General features: G+C 72.7%; 19 protein-coding genes. 14 read left to right on the forward strand and 5 right to left on the reverse strand.

Annotation, left to right across the window (positions count from 1 at the left end):
- Positions 1–37 precede the first annotated feature (37 nt).
- From paaA to paaI, 7 genes are all read left to right on the forward strand, one after another.
- Positions 38–967, forward strand: a complete 930-nt coding sequence (gene paaA, locus ACIBZJ_RS03155) for a 1,2-phenylacetyl-CoA epoxidase subunit PaaA (protein ID WP_395924896.1) — start codon at positions 38–40, stop codon at positions 965–967.
- A complete protein-coding gene (paaB, locus tag ACIBZJ_RS03160) occupies positions 964–1257 on the forward strand; it encodes a 1,2-phenylacetyl-CoA epoxidase subunit PaaB (protein WP_395924898.1) in 294 nt (97 codons plus the stop codon). The genes paaA and paaB overlap by 4 nt, the downstream gene beginning before the upstream one ends.
- Before the next feature lie 12 nt (positions 1258–1269).
- On the forward strand, positions 1270–2166 hold the full coding sequence (gene paaC / locus ACIBZJ_RS03165) for a 1,2-phenylacetyl-CoA epoxidase subunit PaaC (protein ID WP_395924900.1): 897 nt from the start codon (positions 1270–1272) through the stop codon (positions 2164–2166).
- Positions 2167–2255: 89 nt separating this feature from the next.
- Entirely contained in the window at positions 2256–2732 is a 477-nt protein-coding gene (gene paaD / locus ACIBZJ_RS03170) for a 1,2-phenylacetyl-CoA epoxidase subunit PaaD (RefSeq protein WP_395925994.1), read from the forward strand.
- Entirely contained in the window at positions 2732–3838 is a 1107-nt protein-coding gene (gene paaE / locus ACIBZJ_RS03175) for a 1,2-phenylacetyl-CoA epoxidase subunit PaaE (protein ID WP_395924902.1), read from the forward strand. The genes paaD and paaE overlap by 1 nt, the downstream gene beginning before the upstream one ends.
- Positions 3831–4580 carry an enoyl-CoA hydratase/isomerase family protein gene (locus ACIBZJ_RS03180; RefSeq protein WP_395924904.1) on the forward strand — a complete coding sequence of 250 codons (750 nt, stop codon included), beginning with the start codon at positions 3831–3833 and terminating at the stop codon, positions 4578–4580. Before paaE ends, ACIBZJ_RS03180 begins: the two co-directional genes overlap by 8 nt.
- A 139-nt stretch (positions 4581–4719) precedes the next feature.
- The gene (gene paaI / locus ACIBZJ_RS03185; RefSeq protein WP_395925996.1) at positions 4720–5124 is read left to right on the forward strand and encodes a hydroxyphenylacetyl-CoA thioesterase PaaI; all 405 of its coding nucleotides are present in this window, start codon (positions 4720–4722) and stop codon (positions 5122–5124) included.
- Positions 5125–5245: 121 nt separating this feature from the next.
- On the opposite strand, the gene ACIBZJ_RS03190 is transcribed toward paaI, so the two are convergent.
- Genes ACIBZJ_RS03190 through ACIBZJ_RS03200 form a run of 3 tightly spaced genes read right to left on the reverse strand, consistent with a single transcriptional unit; the run spans position 5246 to position 8801 of the window.
- Positions 5246–6739: a dihydrolipoamide acetyltransferase family protein gene (locus tag ACIBZJ_RS03190; RefSeq protein WP_395924906.1), complete on the reverse strand. Its 1494-nt coding sequence runs from the start codon at positions 6737–6739 to the stop codon at positions 5246–5248.
- A complete protein-coding gene (locus ACIBZJ_RS03195) occupies positions 6736–7716 on the reverse strand; it encodes an alpha-ketoacid dehydrogenase subunit beta (RefSeq protein WP_395924908.1) in 981 nt (326 codons plus the stop codon). Before ACIBZJ_RS03195 ends, ACIBZJ_RS03190 begins: the two co-directional genes overlap by 4 nt.
- Positions 7716–8801, reverse strand: coding sequence for a thiamine pyrophosphate-dependent enzyme (locus ACIBZJ_RS03200; RefSeq protein WP_395924909.1), 1086 nt, complete (start codon positions 8799–8801; stop codon positions 7716–7718). Before ACIBZJ_RS03200 ends, ACIBZJ_RS03195 begins: the two co-directional genes overlap by 1 nt.
- Before the next feature lie 130 nt (positions 8802–8931).
- Here ACIBZJ_RS03200 and ACIBZJ_RS03205 point away from each other — a divergent pair, with 130 nt between their 5' ends.
- Together ACIBZJ_RS03205 and ACIBZJ_RS03210 are read left to right on the forward strand one after the other, a co-directional pair.
- Positions 8932–9384 carry an Lrp/AsnC family transcriptional regulator gene (locus ACIBZJ_RS03205; RefSeq protein WP_395924911.1) on the forward strand — a complete coding sequence of 151 codons (453 nt, stop codon included), beginning with the start codon at positions 8932–8934 and terminating at the stop codon, positions 9382–9384.
- 71 nt (positions 9385–9455) lie between these two features.
- A complete protein-coding gene (locus ACIBZJ_RS03210) occupies positions 9456–10433 on the forward strand; it encodes a hypothetical protein (protein ID WP_395924913.1) in 978 nt (325 codons plus the stop codon).
- Here ACIBZJ_RS03210 and ACIBZJ_RS03215 read toward each other — a convergent pair.
- On the reverse strand, positions 10430–12265 hold the full coding sequence (locus ACIBZJ_RS03215; RefSeq protein WP_395924915.1) for a protein kinase: 1836 nt from the start codon (positions 12263–12265) through the stop codon (positions 10430–10432). The genes ACIBZJ_RS03210 and ACIBZJ_RS03215 overlap by 4 nt on opposite strands.
- 121 nt (positions 12266–12386) lie before the next feature.
- Between ACIBZJ_RS03215 and ACIBZJ_RS03220 the strand changes: the two genes are divergently transcribed.
- Positions 12387–13703: an ATP-dependent 6-phosphofructokinase gene (locus ACIBZJ_RS03220; protein ID WP_395924917.1), complete on the forward strand. Its 1317-nt coding sequence runs from the start codon at positions 12387–12389 to the stop codon at positions 13701–13703.
- 102 nt (positions 13704–13805) lie between these two features.
- On the opposite strand, the gene ACIBZJ_RS03225 is transcribed toward ACIBZJ_RS03220, so the two are convergent.
- Entirely contained in the window at positions 13806–14810 is a 1005-nt protein-coding gene (locus ACIBZJ_RS03225; RefSeq protein WP_395924919.1) for a LacI family DNA-binding transcriptional regulator, read from the reverse strand.
- 106 nt (positions 14811–14916) lie between these two features.
- Here ACIBZJ_RS03225 and ACIBZJ_RS03230 point away from each other — a divergent pair, with 106 nt between their 5' ends.
- From ACIBZJ_RS03230 to ACIBZJ_RS03245, 4 genes are all read left to right on the forward strand, one after another.
- Positions 14917–16071: a phytanoyl-CoA dioxygenase family protein gene (locus ACIBZJ_RS03230; RefSeq protein ID WP_395924921.1), complete on the forward strand. Its 1155-nt coding sequence runs from the start codon at positions 14917–14919 to the stop codon at positions 16069–16071.
- The gene (locus ACIBZJ_RS03235; RefSeq protein WP_395924923.1) at positions 16071–17072 is read left to right on the forward strand and encodes a Gfo/Idh/MocA family oxidoreductase; all 1002 of its coding nucleotides are present in this window, start codon (positions 16071–16073) and stop codon (positions 17070–17072) included. Before ACIBZJ_RS03230 ends, ACIBZJ_RS03235 begins: the two co-directional genes overlap by 1 nt.
- A 157-nt stretch (positions 17073–17229) precedes the next feature.
- Positions 17230–17628 (forward strand): hypothetical protein, encoded by a 399-nt coding sequence (locus ACIBZJ_RS03240; RefSeq protein ID WP_395924925.1) that lies wholly within the window; start codon positions 17230–17232, stop codon positions 17626–17628.
- 63 nt (positions 17629–17691) lie between these two features.
- Complete coding sequence (locus ACIBZJ_RS03245) at positions 17692–18087, forward strand: hypothetical protein (RefSeq protein WP_395924926.1); 396 nt, start codon at positions 17692–17694, stop codon at positions 18085–18087.
- Positions 18088–18091: the final 4 nt, after the last annotated feature.

The raw sequence follows: 18091 nt of genomic DNA on the forward strand, positions 1-18091 counted from the left end.
ATTACAGACCGATCGTTAAGTAAATGCCGGAGGGGCCATGTCAGACGCCGCGCTCCAGGAGAAGTTCGACGCCGTCCTCGCGCACCACGACCGCATCGAACCGCGTGACTGGATGCCCGAGGGCTACCGCAAGACACTCGTGCGGCAGATCGCGCAGCACGCGCACTCGGAGATCATCGGCATGCAGCCCGAGGGCAACTGGATCGGTCGTGCGCCGTCGCTGCGTCGCAAGGCGATTCTGCTGGCGAAGGTTCAGGACGAAGCCGGCCACGGCCTCTACCTCTACTCCGCGTGCGAGACGCTCGGGGTCTCCCGCGACGAACTCGTGGACATGTTGCTGACCGGCAGGCAGAAGTACTCCTCGATCTTCAACTACCCGACGTTGTCCTATGCCGACGTCGGGACGATCGGCTGGCTGGTCGACGGCGCCGCGATCTGCAACCAGGTGCCGCTGTGCCGCACGTCGTACGGCCCGTACGGGCGGGCGATGATCCGCATCTGCAAGGAAGAGTCGTTCCACCAGCGGCAGGGCTACGAGCTGCTGCGCACGATGATGAGCGGCACCGACGCACAGCGCGAGATGGTGCAGGAATCGGTCGACCGGTTCTGGTGGCCGTCGTTGATGATGTTCGGCCCGCCCGACGTCAGTTCGCCCAACAGTGAGCAGTCGATGGCCTGGGGCATCAAGCGCAACTCGAACGACGAGCTGCGGCAGAAGTTCGTCGACATGACCGTGCCGCAGGCCGACGCACTCGGCGTCACGATGCCCGATCCGCAGTTGCGCTGGAACACCGAACGCGGGCACTACGACTTCGGGCAGCCCGACTGGGACGAGCTCACCGCGGTGATCCGCGGCAACGGGCCCTGCAACACCCAGCGTCTGGCCCACCGCCGGGCCGCGCACGACGACGGGGCCTGGGTCCGGGACGCCGCGAGCGCGTTCGCCGCCCGGGCCGCCGCCTCGTGAGCGCCGATCGGCGGAACTGGCCGCTGTACGAGGTGTTCGTCCGGGGCAAGCGCGGGTTGAACCACGTGCACGTGGGGTCGCTGCACGCGCCCGACGACACGATGGCGCTCCGGCACGCGCGTGACGTGTACACCCGCCGCAACGAGGGGGTCAGCGTCTGGGTCGTCCGCGCCGACGCGATCACCGCGTCCAGCCCGGACGAGAAAGATCCGCTGTTCGCGCCGAGCGGCGACAAGGTCTACCGCCACCCCACGTTCTACGAGATCCCCGCCGACGTTCCCCACATGTGAGGAGGCACCCCGATGAACGACAGCGTCTACGACGGCCTTCTGGACGGTGACTCCTCCCAGTGGGCATTCGGGACCGACTTCGAAGACCCGCTGGCCGGCGTCGACACGACGGTCCCGCCCGGGGTCGACCCCACCGGGCTCGCCGGCTACTGCCTGATGCTTGCCGACGACGCCCTGATCGCGTCCCAGCGGCTGTCGGAGTGGTGCAGCCGCGCGCCGGAGCTCGAGGAAGACATCGCGCTCGCGAACATGGCGCTCGACCTGCTCGGCCAGGCCCGCCTGTTGCTCGCCCGTGCCGCGGCGGCCGACCCGGGTGTGGTGCCCGCACTTCCCGAGGGCTCGCCGGTCCCTCCGGAGGACGCGCTCGCGTTCTTCCGGGACGCCGGGCAGTTCCGCAACGTGCGGCTGGCCGAGGTGCCGAACGGAGACTTCGCGCACGTCGTCGTCCGCATCCTGCTGTTCTCGAGCGCGCGGCTGGCGGTGTTCCAGCGGCTGCGGGGCAGCCGTGACGCGGTGCTGGCGGCGGTGGTGGCCAAGGGCGTCAAGGAGCTGACGTACCACCGCGACTGGGCCGGGCGGTGGTTCCTCACGCTCGCGCGGGGCACCGAGGAGTCGGCGCGGCGGCTGCACGCGGCGCTCGACGAGCTCTGGCCGCTCCAACCCGAGCTGGTGGCGTCGCTGCCTGCGGTCACCGGCGCGCTCGGCGTCGACGGTGACGGGCTCCGGGCCGAGGTCGACGTCGTCCTCGATCAGGTCTTCGCGGTCAGCGGTGTCGAGCGCCCGACGCGTGCGCCGCTCGCCGGCGTCGGTGGCCGCACCGGCCGGGACGGCCTCCACACCGAGGCGCTCAGCCGTTTGCTGGCCGAGATGCAGGTGGTGGCGCGGGCCCATCCGACGGGGCGCTGGTGACCGCCCCGGTGCGGCCCGCCGCACCCCCGGACCCGCCCGCCGCGCCCGCCGCGCCCGACGGCGGCGGCGCGGCTGACCGGGCGCGGGCGATCGCGGCGACCGTGCGGGACCCGGAGATGCCGATGCTCACGCTGGCGGATCTCGGGGTGCTGCGGGCGGTCCGGATCGAGGGTGACGTGGTCGTCGCGTCGATCACTCCGACGTACTCGGGCTGCCCGGCGATGGCGACGATGCGCGACGACCTGGTGCACCGCCTGACCGACGCCGGGTTCGAGCGAGTCGAGGTCGAAGTCGTGCTCGAACCGGCCTGGTCCAGCGACTGGATCTCCGCGCGCGGCCGGTCCGCACTCGCCGCGGCCGGCGTCTCCCCGCCCGGCTCGGCCGGACCGGCGAGCCCCGGCGCGCCGATTCCGCTCTCGCTCGGCCCGATCCGGCGCGCGCTGCACTGCCCCCGCTGCGGCTCGGCCGACACCCGGCTCGTCTCCGAGTTCGGCGCCACCGCCTGCAAGGCGCTCTACCGCTGCACGGCGTGCCTGGAGCCGTTCGAACACGTGAAGGAGATCTGATGGCCGCCACCACCGCCGGCACGGCTGCCTCGTCCGCGCGCGGGGCGGCTCGCCGCTCGGGAGGCTTCCACCGGTTGACGGTCTCGGACGTCGAGCGGCTGTGTGACGACGCCGTGGCGGTCTCGTTCGCGGTCCCGGCCGAGCTCCGGGACGCGTACTCGTTCCGGGCCGGTCAGTCGCTGACGCTCCGGCGGACGATCGAGGGCCGGGAGGAGCGCCGCTCGTACTCGATCTGCGCGGCGGTCGGTGAGGCGCCCCGGATCGGCGTCCGCGAGATTCCCGCCGGTCTGTTCTCGTCCTGGCTGGTCCACGACGTGCGCCCCGGCACGGCGATCGAGGTCCAGACCCCGACCGGCGCCTGGCACGCCGATCCGTCCCTCGGTGAACGCCACCTCTGCATCGCGGCCGGCTCCGGCATCACGCCACTGCTCTCGGTCGCGACGACCGTCCTCACGAACCCCGCGGCGCACGTGTCGCTGCTCTACGGCAACCGCACCAGCCGCACGGTGATGTTCGCCGACGAGCTCGGCGACCTGAAGAACCGCTACGGCCCCCGCTTCCAGGTGGCCCACGTCCTCTCCCGCGAACCCCGCGACGTCGAACTGTTCTCCGGCCGCCTCGACCGCGACCGGCTGCGCCGGATCCTCACCGACGTGGTACCGGTCGAGACCTACGACCACGTCTGGCTCTGCGGCCCGCTCGCCCTGGTCGAGGACGCGCGGGCCGTGCTGGCCGAGTGCGGTGTCCCGCCGCGGAGCGTCCACGTGGAGCTTTTTTATGTGGACGCGCCACCGCCGCGACCCCGGCGGACGACGGACGCGGTGGGCGTGACGACCGCTCTCACGACGGTGCTCGACGGCCTGCGGACGACCGCCGCGGTGCCGCGCGGCACCTCGATCCTGGAGGGGGCGCAAACGACCCGCGGCGATCTGCCGTTCGCCTGCAAGGGCGGGGTGTGCGGGACGTGCCGGGCGCGGGTCCGCGAGGGTGAGACCGACATGCGCCGCAACTACGCGCTCGAACCGGCCGAGGTGGCGGCCGGGTTCGTGCTCACGTGTCAGACGTTTCCGGTCAGCGCGGCGGTCACGGCGGACTTCGATGCCTGACCCCGAGGTGTTGCTGGTCGAGGAGGGCGCCGATCGGGTCGTCTGGCGGCTCAACCGGCCCGAGCGGCGCAACGCGATCGACCAGGAGCTGGCGTCGGCCCTGCACGAGGCCTGCGCGGACGCCGAGCGGGATCCGCGCGTCGTGCTGATCGTCGGCGCCGGGGGCACGTTCGCGGCCGGGGCCGACATCGGCCAGTTGCGGGATCGACGCCGTGACGACGCGCTCCGGGGCATCAACTCGACGCTGTTCGACCGGATCCACCGGCTGCCGATGCCGACGATCGCGCTGATCGACGGCTACGCGCTCGGCGGCGGAGCGGAACTCGCGTACGCGTGCGACTTCCGGATCGGGACGCCGTCGGCACGGATCGGGAACCCGGAGACGGGGCTGGGCATCCTGGCCGCCGCCGGGGCGGCCTGGCGGTTGGCGGCCCTGGTCGGTGAACCACTCGCGAAAGAGATCCTGCTGGCCGGACGGATCCTCACCGCCGACGAGGCTCGAGCCGTGCGGTTGCTGAACGAGCTGGTGGAACCGTCCGACCTGGAGGCGGCCGGAGACCGGCTCGCGGATCGGATCACCGCGAACGCGCCGCTCGCGACGCGGCTGACGAAGGCGGTGTTCGCGGCTCCTCCGGGCGCGCATCCGTTCGTCGACGACCTGGCGCAGGCGGTGCTGTTCGAGACCGACGAGAAGCGGACGCGGATGACCGCGTTCCTCGAACGGAAGGATCGGACGCGATGAGCGTGCCCGCCCCACCCGCCGGTCACCTGGGGCGCACGACCGGGGACAGGATCTCCACGTGGTGAGCGTCGCGGGCGAGCCCCGGGCGGATCGCGCCACCGGGTCACCGGACGAGATCGCGCGGCGGAGTGCGGACGTGATGCTGGCCGCGGACGCCGCGAGCCGGGGCCTCGGGATGGTGCTGGAGCGGGTCGGACCGGGCACCGCGGAGGTGTCGATGCTGGTCCGGCCGGACATGACGAACGGCTGGGAGCTGTGTCACGGCGGTCTGATCGCGACGCTGGCCGACAGCGCGTTCGCGGTGGCGTGCAACTCGTACGGCGAGGTGACGGTGGCGGCCGGGTTCGACGTGACGTTCCTGGAGTCCGGGCGGGCCGGCGACGAGCTGCTGGCGCGGGCGCAGGAGCGGGCCCGCCGCGGCCGCTCGGGAATCTACGACGTCACGGTGTTCCGGCGCGGCCCGGACGGCGAGCCCGGCGACGTGGTCGCCGAGTTCCGCGGCCGCAGCCGCTCGCTCGGCCGCCCGATCCCCGGTCTCGCGTGAAGTCGTGAGGACGGAGACGGCGGTGCGCGCGAGGCCGTCTCCGCGGCGCGGTGCCGGGTCGGGCTGCTGAGCAGCGGGGTGCTCCGCAGCCCGGGGTCCGCCGCACGTTCGCGGGCCGGTGCTAGAGGCGGGCCACGGCTGCGGCCGGGTTCTCGATCGCGTCGGCGACGCGGCGGAGGAACCCGGCCGCGGTCGCGCCGTCGCAGACGCGGTGGTCGAAGACGAGGCTGAGAGTCGCGATCCGGCGGGGAACGACCGCGCCGTCGACGATCCACGGGCGAGCGAGAATGCGGCCGATCGCGAGCATCCCCACCTGCGGCGGGACGAGGATCGGCGTGCTGCCGTCGACGTCGAAGGCGCCGTAGTTGTTCAGCGTGAACGTCCCGTTCGCGGGAGTGGCGATCCCGTCCCGGGCGGCGTCGGTGAGGCGGCGGATCTCGGTGTCGAGGCCGGTCGTGGTGAGGGTTTCCGCGTTCGGGATCGTCGGGACGACCAGGCCGCGGCTGCCCTGGACCGCGAGGCCGAGGCCGACGTGCGGCTGGTGGACGATTTCGCGACGGTCGGCGTCGAACTGGGCGTTGAAGACCGGGAAGTCGCGGAGCGCGGCGACCGTGAAGCGAGCGAGGTAGGCGATGAGCCCCGGGCCGGGGCGCAGGCCGTCGCGGAGTGCGACGAGCGGGGTCGCGTCGACGTCGGCCCAGAGCGTGACTTCCGGGATCTCGCGCCGGCTCCGCTCGTACACCGCCGCGGCCGCTGCCGCCCGAGCCGTCAGAGGAACCCGCGCTGCGGCGCCGGCTTCCGGAGGTCCGGCACCCTCGCCGTCCTGGCGCGCGCCGCCCGCGGGGCCTCCGGATCCGTTCGGCGCCGGGACGCGGCCGTTGGGGGCCGTGCGGCGGGGAGCGGGGGGACCCGGGTTCGCGGCGGCGCGTTCGACGTCCGTGCGCAGGATCAGGCCACCGTGCCCGGTGCCTCGGACGTCCCGGACGTCCACGCCCCATTCGCGGGCCAGCCTCCGCACGAGCGGCGACACCACCCGCAGCCCCGCGCCGGCCCCTGCCCCCTCGGCCCCGACGCCCGGCGCCCCGGCCCCACTGCCCGGAGCCGCGGCCGGCTCGCCCGGCGCCGCGGCGCCGCGGCGCGGCCCCGGCGACGTCGACCGGGGACGGCGGTGACGACGCGGTCCGGACGACGCCCCGGTTCCGTAGCCGATCAAGACCGCCCCCGATCCGGCCCGCTCCTCTTCCCGGTACACCTCCCCCACCGCGGACCCACCCCCGTCAGGCAAACCCCCGCCCGCCCCGGACGCATCCGCCTGCGGCTCGCCCGCGGAGGGGGCCGGCCCGCCGACGGCCGACGGCCCGTCCGCGGGCACCTCGGCCACCGACAACAGCGGCCGCCCGACGCCCAGCGTCTCGCCGACCGCCGCGTATACCTCGGTCACCACACCCGCGAACGGCGTCGGCAGCTCCACCGTCGCCTTCGCGGTCTCCACCTCGACCACCGCCTGGTCGACGCCCACCGCCTCCCCCGGCGCCACCAGCCACCGCACGACCTCGGCCTCGGTCAGGCCCTCTCCGAGGTCCGGCAGCAGGAACGTCTGCGCGGCGGCGGTCACAGCCCCTCCCACTGCAGGTCGTCGACCGCGTCCAGCACCCGGTCGACGCTCGGCAGATGGAACTTCTCGTACGCCGGGGGCGGGAACGGTATGTCCAATCCGGTCACCCGCCGCACCGGGGCCGCCAGTGCCGGGAAGCATCGTTCGGTCACCCGGGCGGCGATCTCCGCCGCGACGCTCGCGAACCCCGCGGCCTCGGCGACGACCACGGCCCGGCCGGTCCGCGCGACCGACGCGCACACGGTCTCGTCGTCGAACGGCACCAGCGTCCGCAGGTCGACGACCTCCAGCGACCGCCCTTCGGCCGCCGCCACCTCCGCGGCCGAGAGCGCCACCGGCACCGAGGGCCCGTACGCGATCAGCGTCGCGTCCGTTCCCTCGCGGCGGACCACGGCCCGCCCCACCGGCGGCACCTCGAGAGCGGAATCGATCTCCTCCGTCGTCCAGTAGAGCTTCTTGGGCTCGAGGAAGACGACGGGGTCCGACCGTCGCAACGCGAGGCGGAGCAGTCCGTACGCGTCGGCGACCGACGACGGGGTGAAGACCTCCAGCCCCGGAGTGTGGGCGTAGTACGCCTCGGACGAGTCGCAGTGGTGTTCGACCCCGCCGATCCCGCCGCCGTACGGGATGCGCAGCACGATCGGCAGCGTGACCGCGCCCGACGTGCGGTTCCGCATCTTGGCGACGTGGCTGATGATCTGCTCGAACGCGGGATAGGCGAACGCGTCGAACTGCATCTCGACGACCGGCCGGAAGCCGTTCATCGCCATGCCGACCGCCATCCCGACGATCCCGGACTCGGCCAGCGGCGTGTCGAAGCACCGCGACTCGCCGAACTCCGCGGCGAGCCCGTCGGTCACCCGGAAGACCCCGCCGAGGCGGCCGACGTCCTCGCCGAACATCACGACGCTCTCGTCGGACGTCATCGCGTCCCGCAGCGCGCGGTTCACGGCACCGGCCATCGTGAGTTTCTCCATCAGACGTCGACCTCCCGGCTCAGCTCGTCCCGCACGAGTGCGGCCTGCTCCCTCAGCTGCGGTGTCGGTTCCGCGAAGACGTGGGCGAACATCAGCGACGCGTCCGGCTTCGGGGCGGTCGAGGCGCGCACCGCCGCGGCCACCCGTTCGGCCTCGGTGTCGAACGCGACCTGCGCCGCGTCGTCCAGCGACCCCGCGGCCCGCAGGTACGCCGCGAGCCGGGTCAGCGGGTCGCGGGACACCCACGCGTCCACCTCGGCCGCCGACCGGTAGCGACCGTCGTCGTCCGCGTTCGTGTGGGCCTGCATGCGGTAGGTGTGCGCTTCGACGAGCTGCGGCCCCTCACCGGCCCGCGCCCGCGCGACCGCGGAACCCAGCACGGCGAGCAGCGCGGCGGCGTCGTTGCCGTCGACCCGCTCGCCCGGCATCCCGAACCCGATGCCCTTGTGCGCCAGCGACGGCGCCGCGGTCTGACGGGCCAGCGGCACCGAGATCGCGTACTCGTTGTTCTGCACCAGGAACACCACCGGCGCGGCGAAGACCGCGGCGAAGTTCAGCGCCTCGGCGAAGTCGCCCTCGCTGGTGGCGCCGTCGCCGCACAGCGCGAGCACCACGGTCGGCTCGTGGCGCAACCGCGCCGCGTGGGCCACGCCGACCGCGTGCAGCAGCTGCGTGGCCAGCGGCGTCGCCTGCGGCGCCACCCGGTGGCGGTAGGGGTCGTAGCCGCAGTGCCAGTCGCCGCGGAAGAGCGCCAGCGCCTCGACCGGGTCGACCCCGCGGGCGACGACCGCAACCGCGTCGCGGTAGGTCGGAAACAGCCAATCGCCGGTGTCGAGCACCTGCGCGGCGGCGATCTGGCAGGCCTCCTGCCCGGCCGAGGACGGGTAGACCGCCAACCGCCCCTGCCGGACCAGCGCGTACGCCTGCTCGTTGAACCTCCGTCCGAGGACGAGCGCACCATAGGCGCGCACCAGGTCCACTGCTTCCGGCATGCGGACGCGTTCCCGCTCGACCGCCTTTCCGTGGACGTCGATCAGCTGGACGGGTTCGGCCGAAGGCAACAAGTGAGCGGGATCACGTGTCATGAATAGATGCTCTACTCGGAGCCATTCGCACGGGGAAGTGGCGCTCGATGCGAGAAAATGTCGTCCCGTGTCGCGTTCTGGAGCACCGAACGTCCAGGAGCCGGGCGTATGGGAAGGGGGCGGGAGACACATGGCCATCCGCGTGGACGACGTCGACCGGCAGATTCTGGCGGAACTGACCGCCGACGGGCGGCTGTCGATGCGCTCGCTCGCGGAGCGGGTGCACGTCTCGCGGGCGAACGCGTACGCACGGGTCGACCGCCTGCGCGAGGCCGGGGTGATCCGGGGATTCCGTGCGGACGTCGACCCGGGCGCGCTCGGGCTGGGGACCACCGCGTACGTGACGCTGAACCTCACCCAGCACCACTGGCGGACGCTGCGGGCGCGGTTGCAGGCGTTGCCGGGCGTCGTGCACATCGGGCTGGTCGGCGGCGAGTTCGACGTGATCCTGCTGGTCCGGACCCGGGACAACGAGGAGTTGCGGCGGCTGGTGTTCGAGCAGATCCAGAACATCGAGGGCGTGCTGACCACCCGGACGCTGCTGGTCTTCGAGGAGCCGGAACCACTCAGCGGGGATGAATAGGGATCAACAGGGTATATACCGTTCATCAAGTCTTCGGCGGCGACCTTCGCCGTCCGGCGAGGAGGTGGCACGTGACGGACCCGCCCGGCCCTCCGCCGCACCACCCGGGCCAGCCTGACTACGGCGACCGGTCCTGGCACCACGGTCCTCCCGGCCAGCCCACGCCGGACCCGGATCATCCGGGCACGGGCCCGTCGGTGTACGGGCCCTCGGTCTACGGGACGCACGGGCAGACGGGCCCTTCCGGCGCCGGTCCGGCCGGATTCGGGGGGCACGGGCCAGAGGGCGGCGCGGACGCCGGCCGGCCGGAACGCAGCCGGCGCCTCCGGCGATCCGGGGGCGCGGCGCCCGGGCTGGTGACCACGCCGTCCATACCGGTGCTGGTGGGCGCTCGGCGGGACACGGCCGTGGTGGCGCTGGCCGCGGCCACCGCGTTGCTGATCGCACTGGCGGTCGCGTTGAGCCTGCTGCTGTACCGGGCCCGGACCGGCGACGACGCGCTGGCGTCGGCCCGCACGACGCCGACGCCGCACCCGGCCGCGCAATCCGTGCAGCCCGGGGACGAGCCGCCGGCAGCGGCCGCGGTCGAGCCCGAGGCGTCGGCGCAGGCGCAGGAGACCGCCGCGGAACACGCGAGCGCCGAGGCGACCACCGACCCGGACGCCGCCGCGGCGGCGACCGAGCACGCGGCGGCGACGGCCAGCGCCGAGGCGACCACCGAAGCGTCGGCCGAGGCGACCACCGAGGCGGGCCACGTCACCTCCACCGACCACCTCGACGAACTGGCGTTGACCGGGACGGACGCGCCGTGGGTGGCCAGTGCCGGGCTGGCGCTGACACTGTCCGGGTTCGTGCTCGTCCGGACGTTCCGGCGACGGTTCCCGCTGTTCGCGGCAGACGTGCCGCCGACGCTCGACGAGATCGTCGCGTTCATCCGGCGCCGCGAGCCCGAGCCCGTCGAGTCGGCGCGGCGGCTCACGCCGGCCGACCAGTCCGTGCGGCTGACCCGGGTGGCGTCCCGGGCCGCGCGCGGTGCGCCGCGGGGTTAGGTGAACGCGCTGCCGGTGCTGCCGTCGGTGTCGGGGCTGATGACGGCGGCGACGCACCGGTAGACGCGGGAGCCCTCGGCGTAGGCGCGTTCGCTCGGCGGGAGGACGTCCACCGACCACTCCGCGGCCGGCACGCGCTTGGACCCGGCGCTGCGCCGGGAGGCGAGCAGGACGTCGGTGGAGCAGAGGGCCTTGACGTCCGGGTGTTCGCCCAGGGTGGTCTGGCTCGAGGTGAGCGCGTCCCGCGGGAGCGGCGCGATCGCGAACGTCTCCCAGCGGTGGACGTCCTCGCAGGGCTGGCGCTCGATCGTGACCTGGCCGACGATCACGACCATGCCCGACCAGCACTCGGGTTCGACGACGCAGCGGCCGGCGTGCGCGGACGCCGCACAGTTGTCGGTGGTGGTCTTGACGCCGTAGTCGACGCCGCCCGACTTCGTGCCGGAGTCGGCGCCGGGGTCCGCACCGGTTCGCGCCGCGGGCGCGTTCCCGGTGACGGTGCTGCCGGTGTCCTTGTCGCCGTTCCGCTCCAGGACGAAGAATCCCGCGCCGACCAGTGCCACGAGCACCAGCGCGGCCACCGCCCCGACCAGCACCCCCTGCACCCCGATCCCGCGATTCCTCCCGGAGGCCGAGGCCTCCGGGAAGCCTCCGCCCGGCGACCCGGCGCCGTACGGCTGCGGCCCGGCATGGTGCGGCGGCGACCCGGCGTGGTGCGGCTGCGGCGGCCCGGCGTGGTGCGACGGCGACCCGGCGTGGTAGGGCGGCGCGCTCGCGTGGGCGCGGCCCGACGCCTCGGCGAGCGGCTCCCCCGGCGGCCGGCCACCCGGGAAGCTCGGAGGCGACTGCCCCGGCGACGGCCCGCTCACCTGCGCCCGCCCCGGAGCGCCGGACACCGGAACGCCCCGCCCCGGAACGCCCGGCCCCGGAACGCTCGGCGGCCCGGCCGGGTACGCCTCCGGGCGGAACGGGTAGCTCGACGTCGGGGCGCCGGTGGCCAGCGCTGCCCCGCTCGACGTCACCGGCGCCTGGGCCAGCGCCGAATGCATGGCGTCACCGTCGGGAAACCGCTCCGACGGATCCGGCGCCATCGCCTGGCTGATGACCGCCATCAGCGGCGGCGGCACCCAGGGCAGCACCGGCAGCGGCTCGTCGTGCATCCGGACGATCGCCGCCAGGCTCGGCGAGCCGGTGTCCGGAAACCTCGGCGGCCGGCCGTTCAGCAGCGCGTACAGCGTCGCCCCGAACGAGTACACGTCTCCCGACGGCGCCGGCTGGGCCATCGAGAACGCCTCCGGCGGCGCGTACGCGGGCGTCAGCGCCTCCAGCGTGACCGACTGCTCGGCGTCCGCACTGAGGATCGAGGCGAGCCCGAAGTCGGCGAGACCCACCATCCCGTACCGGTTCACCAGGATGTTCGCGGGCTTGATGTCCCGGTGCAGCACCCCGAGCCGATGCGCGGCCCCGAGCGCGTCGGCCAGCCGGACCGCCAGGCCGTACACCTCGCCTGCCGGAAGGCCTCCACGCGACTTCAGCACGTCGTTCAGCGACCCGCCGGTGCACAACTCCATCACCAGGTAGGGGCGTCCGTCGGCCAGCGTCCCGGCGTCGTAGAGCCCGATCACGTGCGGGTGATCCGACAGCCGGCCGGCCGCCGACACCTCACGGTAGAAGCGTCTCTGGTCACGCTCCGTGTTCAACGTCCGGTTGTCGATCTTCACCGCGACGTCACGCCCGACCACGATCTGGTTCGCCAGATACACCGTCGCGCACCCGCCCGAACCGAGGACATCGCGGATCTCGTAGCCGGGAACATCGGGTAACCGGTGCACGGGCGGAAGCGTAGACGACCAGGAATCCGGCGTGACAGCGGCGCCTTCTTGATCGATACCACTACGCGGACGCTTGCGCTACCGTGCACAGCGGAGCGGGAAGTATCGGTGAGGACGAACAGTGCAACTGAGTGACTTGCAGGCCATTACCCACGAAGACCTGCTGATCACCCGGCTGGGGCCACGAAGCGTGGACACCCCGTTACAAGATCTGCTCGGGAATCGTCAGGAGTCGGTGCATTACGTCACCGAGACCGACCGCGTTCTCGTCGACGACACTCTCGGTATCGCGAAGAACCGGGTGCAGTTCACCGCCGACCTCCCGGCGTTCAACCCGGGCGGCCCGCGGGCGAAGCTGTTCTTCGATCCGTCCCAGGTGACCGCCGCGATCGTCACGTGCGGTGGTCTCTGTCCCGGGCTGAACAACGTCATCCGGGCGCTGGTGCTGCACTTGCGGCACGCGTACGGGTGCCGGGACGTCCTCGGGTTCCGGAACGGGTACCAGGGGCTCGCCGACGGATCCGATCCGGTGCGGCTCACCCCCGACCTGGTCCGCGACATCCACAACCGCGGCGGCACGATCCTCGGCACGTCCCGGGGCAACCAGCCCCCGGCGACGATGATCGACACGCTGGTCAAGCACAACGTGAACATGCTGTTCGTGGTCGGCGGCGACGGGACGCTCCGCGGCGCCGCGCGGCTGGCGGCCGAGGCGAACGAGCGGGGCCTGCCGATCGCGGTCGTCGGCGTCCCGAAGACGATCGACAACGACATCCCGTGGATCGACCACAGCTTCGGCTTCCAGACCGCCTACGCGCGGGCCGCCGAGTCGATCACGTCCGCGCACGTCGAGGCCAGTTCCGGCGTCGGCGGGATCGGGCTGGTCAAGCTGATGGGCCGCCATTCCGGGTTCATCGCGGCGCACGCGACGCTGGTGGCGCAGGGCGTCGACTTCACGCTCATCCCGGAAGTTCCGTTCACGCTCGAAGGCCTGCTGGCCGGCGTCCGGAAGAAGCTCGCCGACCAGGGGCACGCGGTCGTGGTCGTGGCGGAAGGCGCGGGTCAAGACCTGCTGCCGGCGACGGCGGCCACCGACGCGTCGGGCAACCGGAAGCTCGGGGACGTCGGCGCGTTCCTGCGGACCGCGCTGACCGAGGGTCTGTCCGACCTGCCGTTCTCGCTGCGGTACATCGACCCGGGGTACGCGATCCGGTCGGTGCCGGCGAACGCGTTCGACGCGGTGTACTGCACGCGGCTGGCCCAGGCGGCGACGCACGCGGCGATGGCCGGGTTCACGTCGATGATGGTCGGGAGTCGTCGCGGACGGTTCATCAACCTGCCGATCAAGCTCGCGACCGCGACGTCGAACCACGTCGACCCGTACGGAGACCTGTGGATGGCCGTGATGGAGACGACCGGTCAGCCGCTGACGCTCTGAGCGATCCCGGCCGCCGGGGGCGGGTCGACGAAGAGGGGCGCCCGGTCGCTGCTCGTCCGGGCCCTCGGCAACCCCTCGGGGCACGGCCACCGCCCGCGGCCCCTACGGCAGGTTGTAGGGCGTGATCACCTGGATCGTGGACGGACGGGGGCGGACCGGGCCGGGCAGGGCGCCGTGGGCCTGGAGCAGGTAGTGGCAGGCCCGGCGCATGTCCTGGCGCAAATCGTGGTGCAGCACCGCGGAGATCCGGCGATCCCGCAGCAACCGCGCATTGTCCGTGTCGAGGTCGTGCGCCACGAACACCGCACACCGCCGGTCTCGCACCGCGAACGCGTCCAGGATCGCCGGGTTGGCACCGCCGACCGAGTACACCGCCACCGCGTCGGCCGTGCGGTCGAGCGCGGACAGCACCAGACCCTGCATCGTCGCGTCCAGACCGTCGGTGTTGTCGACCTCGACGACCTCCCGCCGGCCGATCGCGGCGCGGAAGCCGGCGACCCGCTGCTCCTCGCCGCGGAACCAGCCTCGGCTGAGCGTCACCAGGACCGACCCGGGCCGACCGTGCAGCCACTGGTCGACCAGGTAGGCCGCGGTCTCTCCGGCGGCGCGGTTGTCGATGCCGACGTACGCGATCCGCCCCTCGACGCCCAGGTCGGTGACGAGCGTGAGCACCGGGACACCGTCGCGGACCAGTGCGTCGGCGGCCGCGACGACCTCCGGCGTGTCGGGCGCCTTCAGGACGACACCGTGCGACCCGCGCCGCCGGATGCGCCCGAGCGTCTCGACGAGGTCCGACGCCGGGCCCGACTCGGTGAAGTGGAAACGCGCCCGGATCGCGGCCGGCCGGAGGAACGGTAACTCGGCCTCGAGCGCGGCGCGCACCGCCGAGGAGAACCGCTCCGGCGTCTGCATGACCACGTCGATCAGGAACGTGCGCCCGGCGAGCCGGAGTTGCGTGCGTTGCCGGTGCAGGTCGTCGATCGCGCGGTGCACCTCGCGGGTGGTCTCGGCCCGTACGCCGCCGCGGCCGTTGAGCACCCGGTCGACGGTCGCCTCACTCAGCCCGGCCTGCCGTGCGATCTCGCGGAGGCGGAAGGGGTGGCCCATGGTGACCGTCCGTTGAGGGGTTTTTGACGGGTGGAGGCGCTTGATTATCGCGCCCGGTTTTTTACGCTGAGAGGCATCCCCGAAATTCTTCCGGAAGGGATTTCGCATGCCTGCGGTCCGATCGACCCGGCCTCCGGCCTGGCTGTCCCGCGCGGATTGCCGCGTTCCCGACCTCGCCGCCGTGGTGTCTTCCCGTACTTCTCCGGACGCTTATCCGCTCGCCGATTCCGTGGTCGACGACGTCCTGATCTATGACGGGAGCCAGTTGCCGGACGACCGCCGGGAACTCCTCTGCGAATGGGCCCGGGCGTTTCTGGACGGGCCCGGTCTCGTCGTGATCCGGCGCGCGTTCGCCGATACCGCGGTCGTCGATCGGGTCTCGGCGATGTTCGACGCGATGATCGCGGACCAGCGGGCGGCCGGTACGGCCGGCGGCGACCACTTCGCCAAGCCGGGCGCGAACGACCGGGTGTGGAACGCACTGGAGAAACTCGCACTGCGCGACCCCGAGGCGTTCGCCGAGTACTACGACAACGAGGTGGTGGCGCTGGCCGCGACCGCCTGGCTCGGCCCGGCGTATCAGGTGACGTCGCAGGTCAACGTCGTGAACCCGGGCGGCGCGGCGCAGCGGGGCCACCGGGACTACCACCTGGGCTTCATGTCCGCGGCCCGGGCCGAGCGGTTCCCGGCACTGGTGCACCACCTCTCCCCCACGCTCACGCTGCAGGGTGCAGTCGCGCACGGTGACATGCCGGTGGAGAGTGGCCCGACGATGTACCTGCCGCATTCGCAGAAATATCCGCTCGGATACCTGGCCATGGACGAACCCGCGTTCCAGGAGTATTTCGAGGCGTCCCACGTGCAGTTGTCGCTGTCGAAAGGCGACGCGGTCTTCTTCAATCCGGCGCTCATTCACGCGGCCGGGCACAATCGCTCGGCCGATGTGCGGCGCATGGCGAACCTGCTGCAGATCTCGTCGGCGTTCGGGCGGGCGATGGAGAGCGTCGACCGGACGCGGATGTGTCTCGCGTTGTATCCGGTGCTCGAGCGGCGGCGGAAGTCCGGACTGGACGTGGAAAACGTGCTCGCGGCGTCGGCCGAAGGCTACGCGTTCCCGACCGACCTCGACCGGGACCAGCCGGTCGACGGCCTGGCCCCGCCGAGCCAGGCCGACCTCGTGCGGCGGGCCCTGGACGAGGGCCGCGACCTGGATCATCTGCGGCGGGAACTCGCCGCCCACTCGGCGAGACGGGGCTACTGATGCGACTCGGACTGATCGGACTCGGCCGGATCGGGCGCTTCCACGCCGGAACTCTCCGCGGCCTCCCGGGCGTCGGCTCGCTGGTCGTCACCGACGCCGTGCCTGCCGTCGTCAAGCAGGTGGCCGAACAGCTCGGAGCCGAGGCCGCGGACTCCCCGCACGCGCTGCTGGAGGCTGGGGTCGACGGCGTCGTGATCGCGGCCTCCACCGAGTCGCACCCGTCGCTGCTGACCGCGGCGGTCGAGGCCGGGGTTCCGGTGTTCTGCGAGAAACCGCTGGCCACGACCGCGTTCGACGCCGCCGCCCTGGTACGGCGTCTCGACGGCGCGGCGGTACCGGTCCAGATCGGGTTCCAGCGGCGCTTCGATCCGGGCGTGGCCGCGGTGCACGCGGCGGTCCGGAGCGGGGAACTCGGCTGGCTGCACACCGTCCGGTCGACGACGCTGGATCCGGCACCGCCGCCGCGGGCGTACATCGCGGCCTCCGGCGGGATGTTCCGGGACTGCGGGGTGCACGACTTCGACGTCGTGCGGTGGATCACCGGACGCGAGGTCGTGGAGGTGTACGCGACCGGCAGCAACAAGGGCGAGGCCTGGTTCAGCGAGGTGGGTGACGTCGACACGTCGGCGGTGGTGCTGACGTTCGACGACGGGACGCTCGGGCTGGTGTCGAACACCCGGTACAACGCGCGGGGGTACGACGTCCGGCTGGAGGCGCACGGGTCGGCGGACAGCGTCGCGGCCGGGCTCGACGATCGGCTGCCGTTGCGGTCGGTGGACCCGGGGGTGCGGTTTCCGGCCGGTGAGCCGTATCCGTTCTTCATGGACCGGTTCGCCCGCGCCTACCGGGCCGAGTTCGAGGCGTTCCTGGAGGTCGCGGCCGGTACCCGGCCGTCACGGTGCACGATGGCGGACGCGCTGGCGGCCGACTGGATCGCCGAGGCGTGCGGGTTGTCCCTGCGCGAGCATCGCCCGGTGCGGGTGGACGACGTCCGGATTTAGGGGTTTCCCGGTGGACGCCGGGGCACTCGCGTGCTTCGGCGGCACGACCCGGGCGGCCAGGGCCGGCTGAGTCCGAGGGCGTCTCCCGAAGCCCGCACCCGGCCGGCGGCGGACCGTAGGAGGCGTCCATCTCACCATCGAATCCAGGGGGAACCCGATGGGACGCCAGTACGACGTCAACATCAACTCGGCCGTTGCGGTAGACCACGGCACGCCCTTCGCCATCGACGAGATCCCGGCGAAGGAGGCGTTCGACATCCTCGCCGAGTTCGAGATCGGCAGCTCGATCCGGCAGTTCGACGCCACGTACACCGTGCTGCTGACGGTCGTGAACAACACCCGGGTCGAACAGACCCTCAAGGTCACCGACACCGGGAGCATCGCCGGCACCTCGGGCGCCGACCCGGTGCCGGTTCCGGTGACCGTCGCGGTCGCGGCGAACACCTGGGCCGCCGACCCCGGCGACGACCTGGAGCTGCGCGCGGTGCTGCTCTACAAGGCCGGCGCCGTGACGTACAGCGCCAAGGTCCTGGGCAACTCGTTCCTCGTTGCCTGATCCGAATCCGGGCGGCCCGGCGCTGCGGCGCCGGGCCGCCCGGCTCCGACCTCGGAGGTCGCGATGAGCGGACAGTTCGACGTGAGCATCAAGGCGGTGCGGGCCGTCGACAAGGGAACGAACTTCACGGTCGACGACGTGCCGGCCGGGACCCCGTTCGACGTCACCGCGGACTTCGAGGTCGGCAGCGCGATCCGCGCGTTCACCGCGAGTTACACCGTCCGCACCACGATCCGGAACACCACGACGTACCGGATCGTCGCCCGCGAGACGCTGTACGGCACGGTGGAGGGCAGTCAGGCCACGGACCCGCTCCTTCTCCTGCTCCGGATCCCGGTCCCGGCCGGGTGGACCGCCGAGCCCGGCGACGTGCTGGACGTCCAGGCGGTTCTGATCTACCGGTCCGGAGCCGCCACGAACAGTTCCCACGTCGCCGGCCCGGAATTCCTGGTCGCGTGACCCG

It is taken from the genome of Cryptosporangium sp. NPDC051539 (assembly GCF_044454545.1).
In the GTDB taxonomy this organism is placed as follows: Bacteria; Actinomycetota; Actinomycetes; order Mycobacteriales; family Cryptosporangiaceae; genus Cryptosporangium.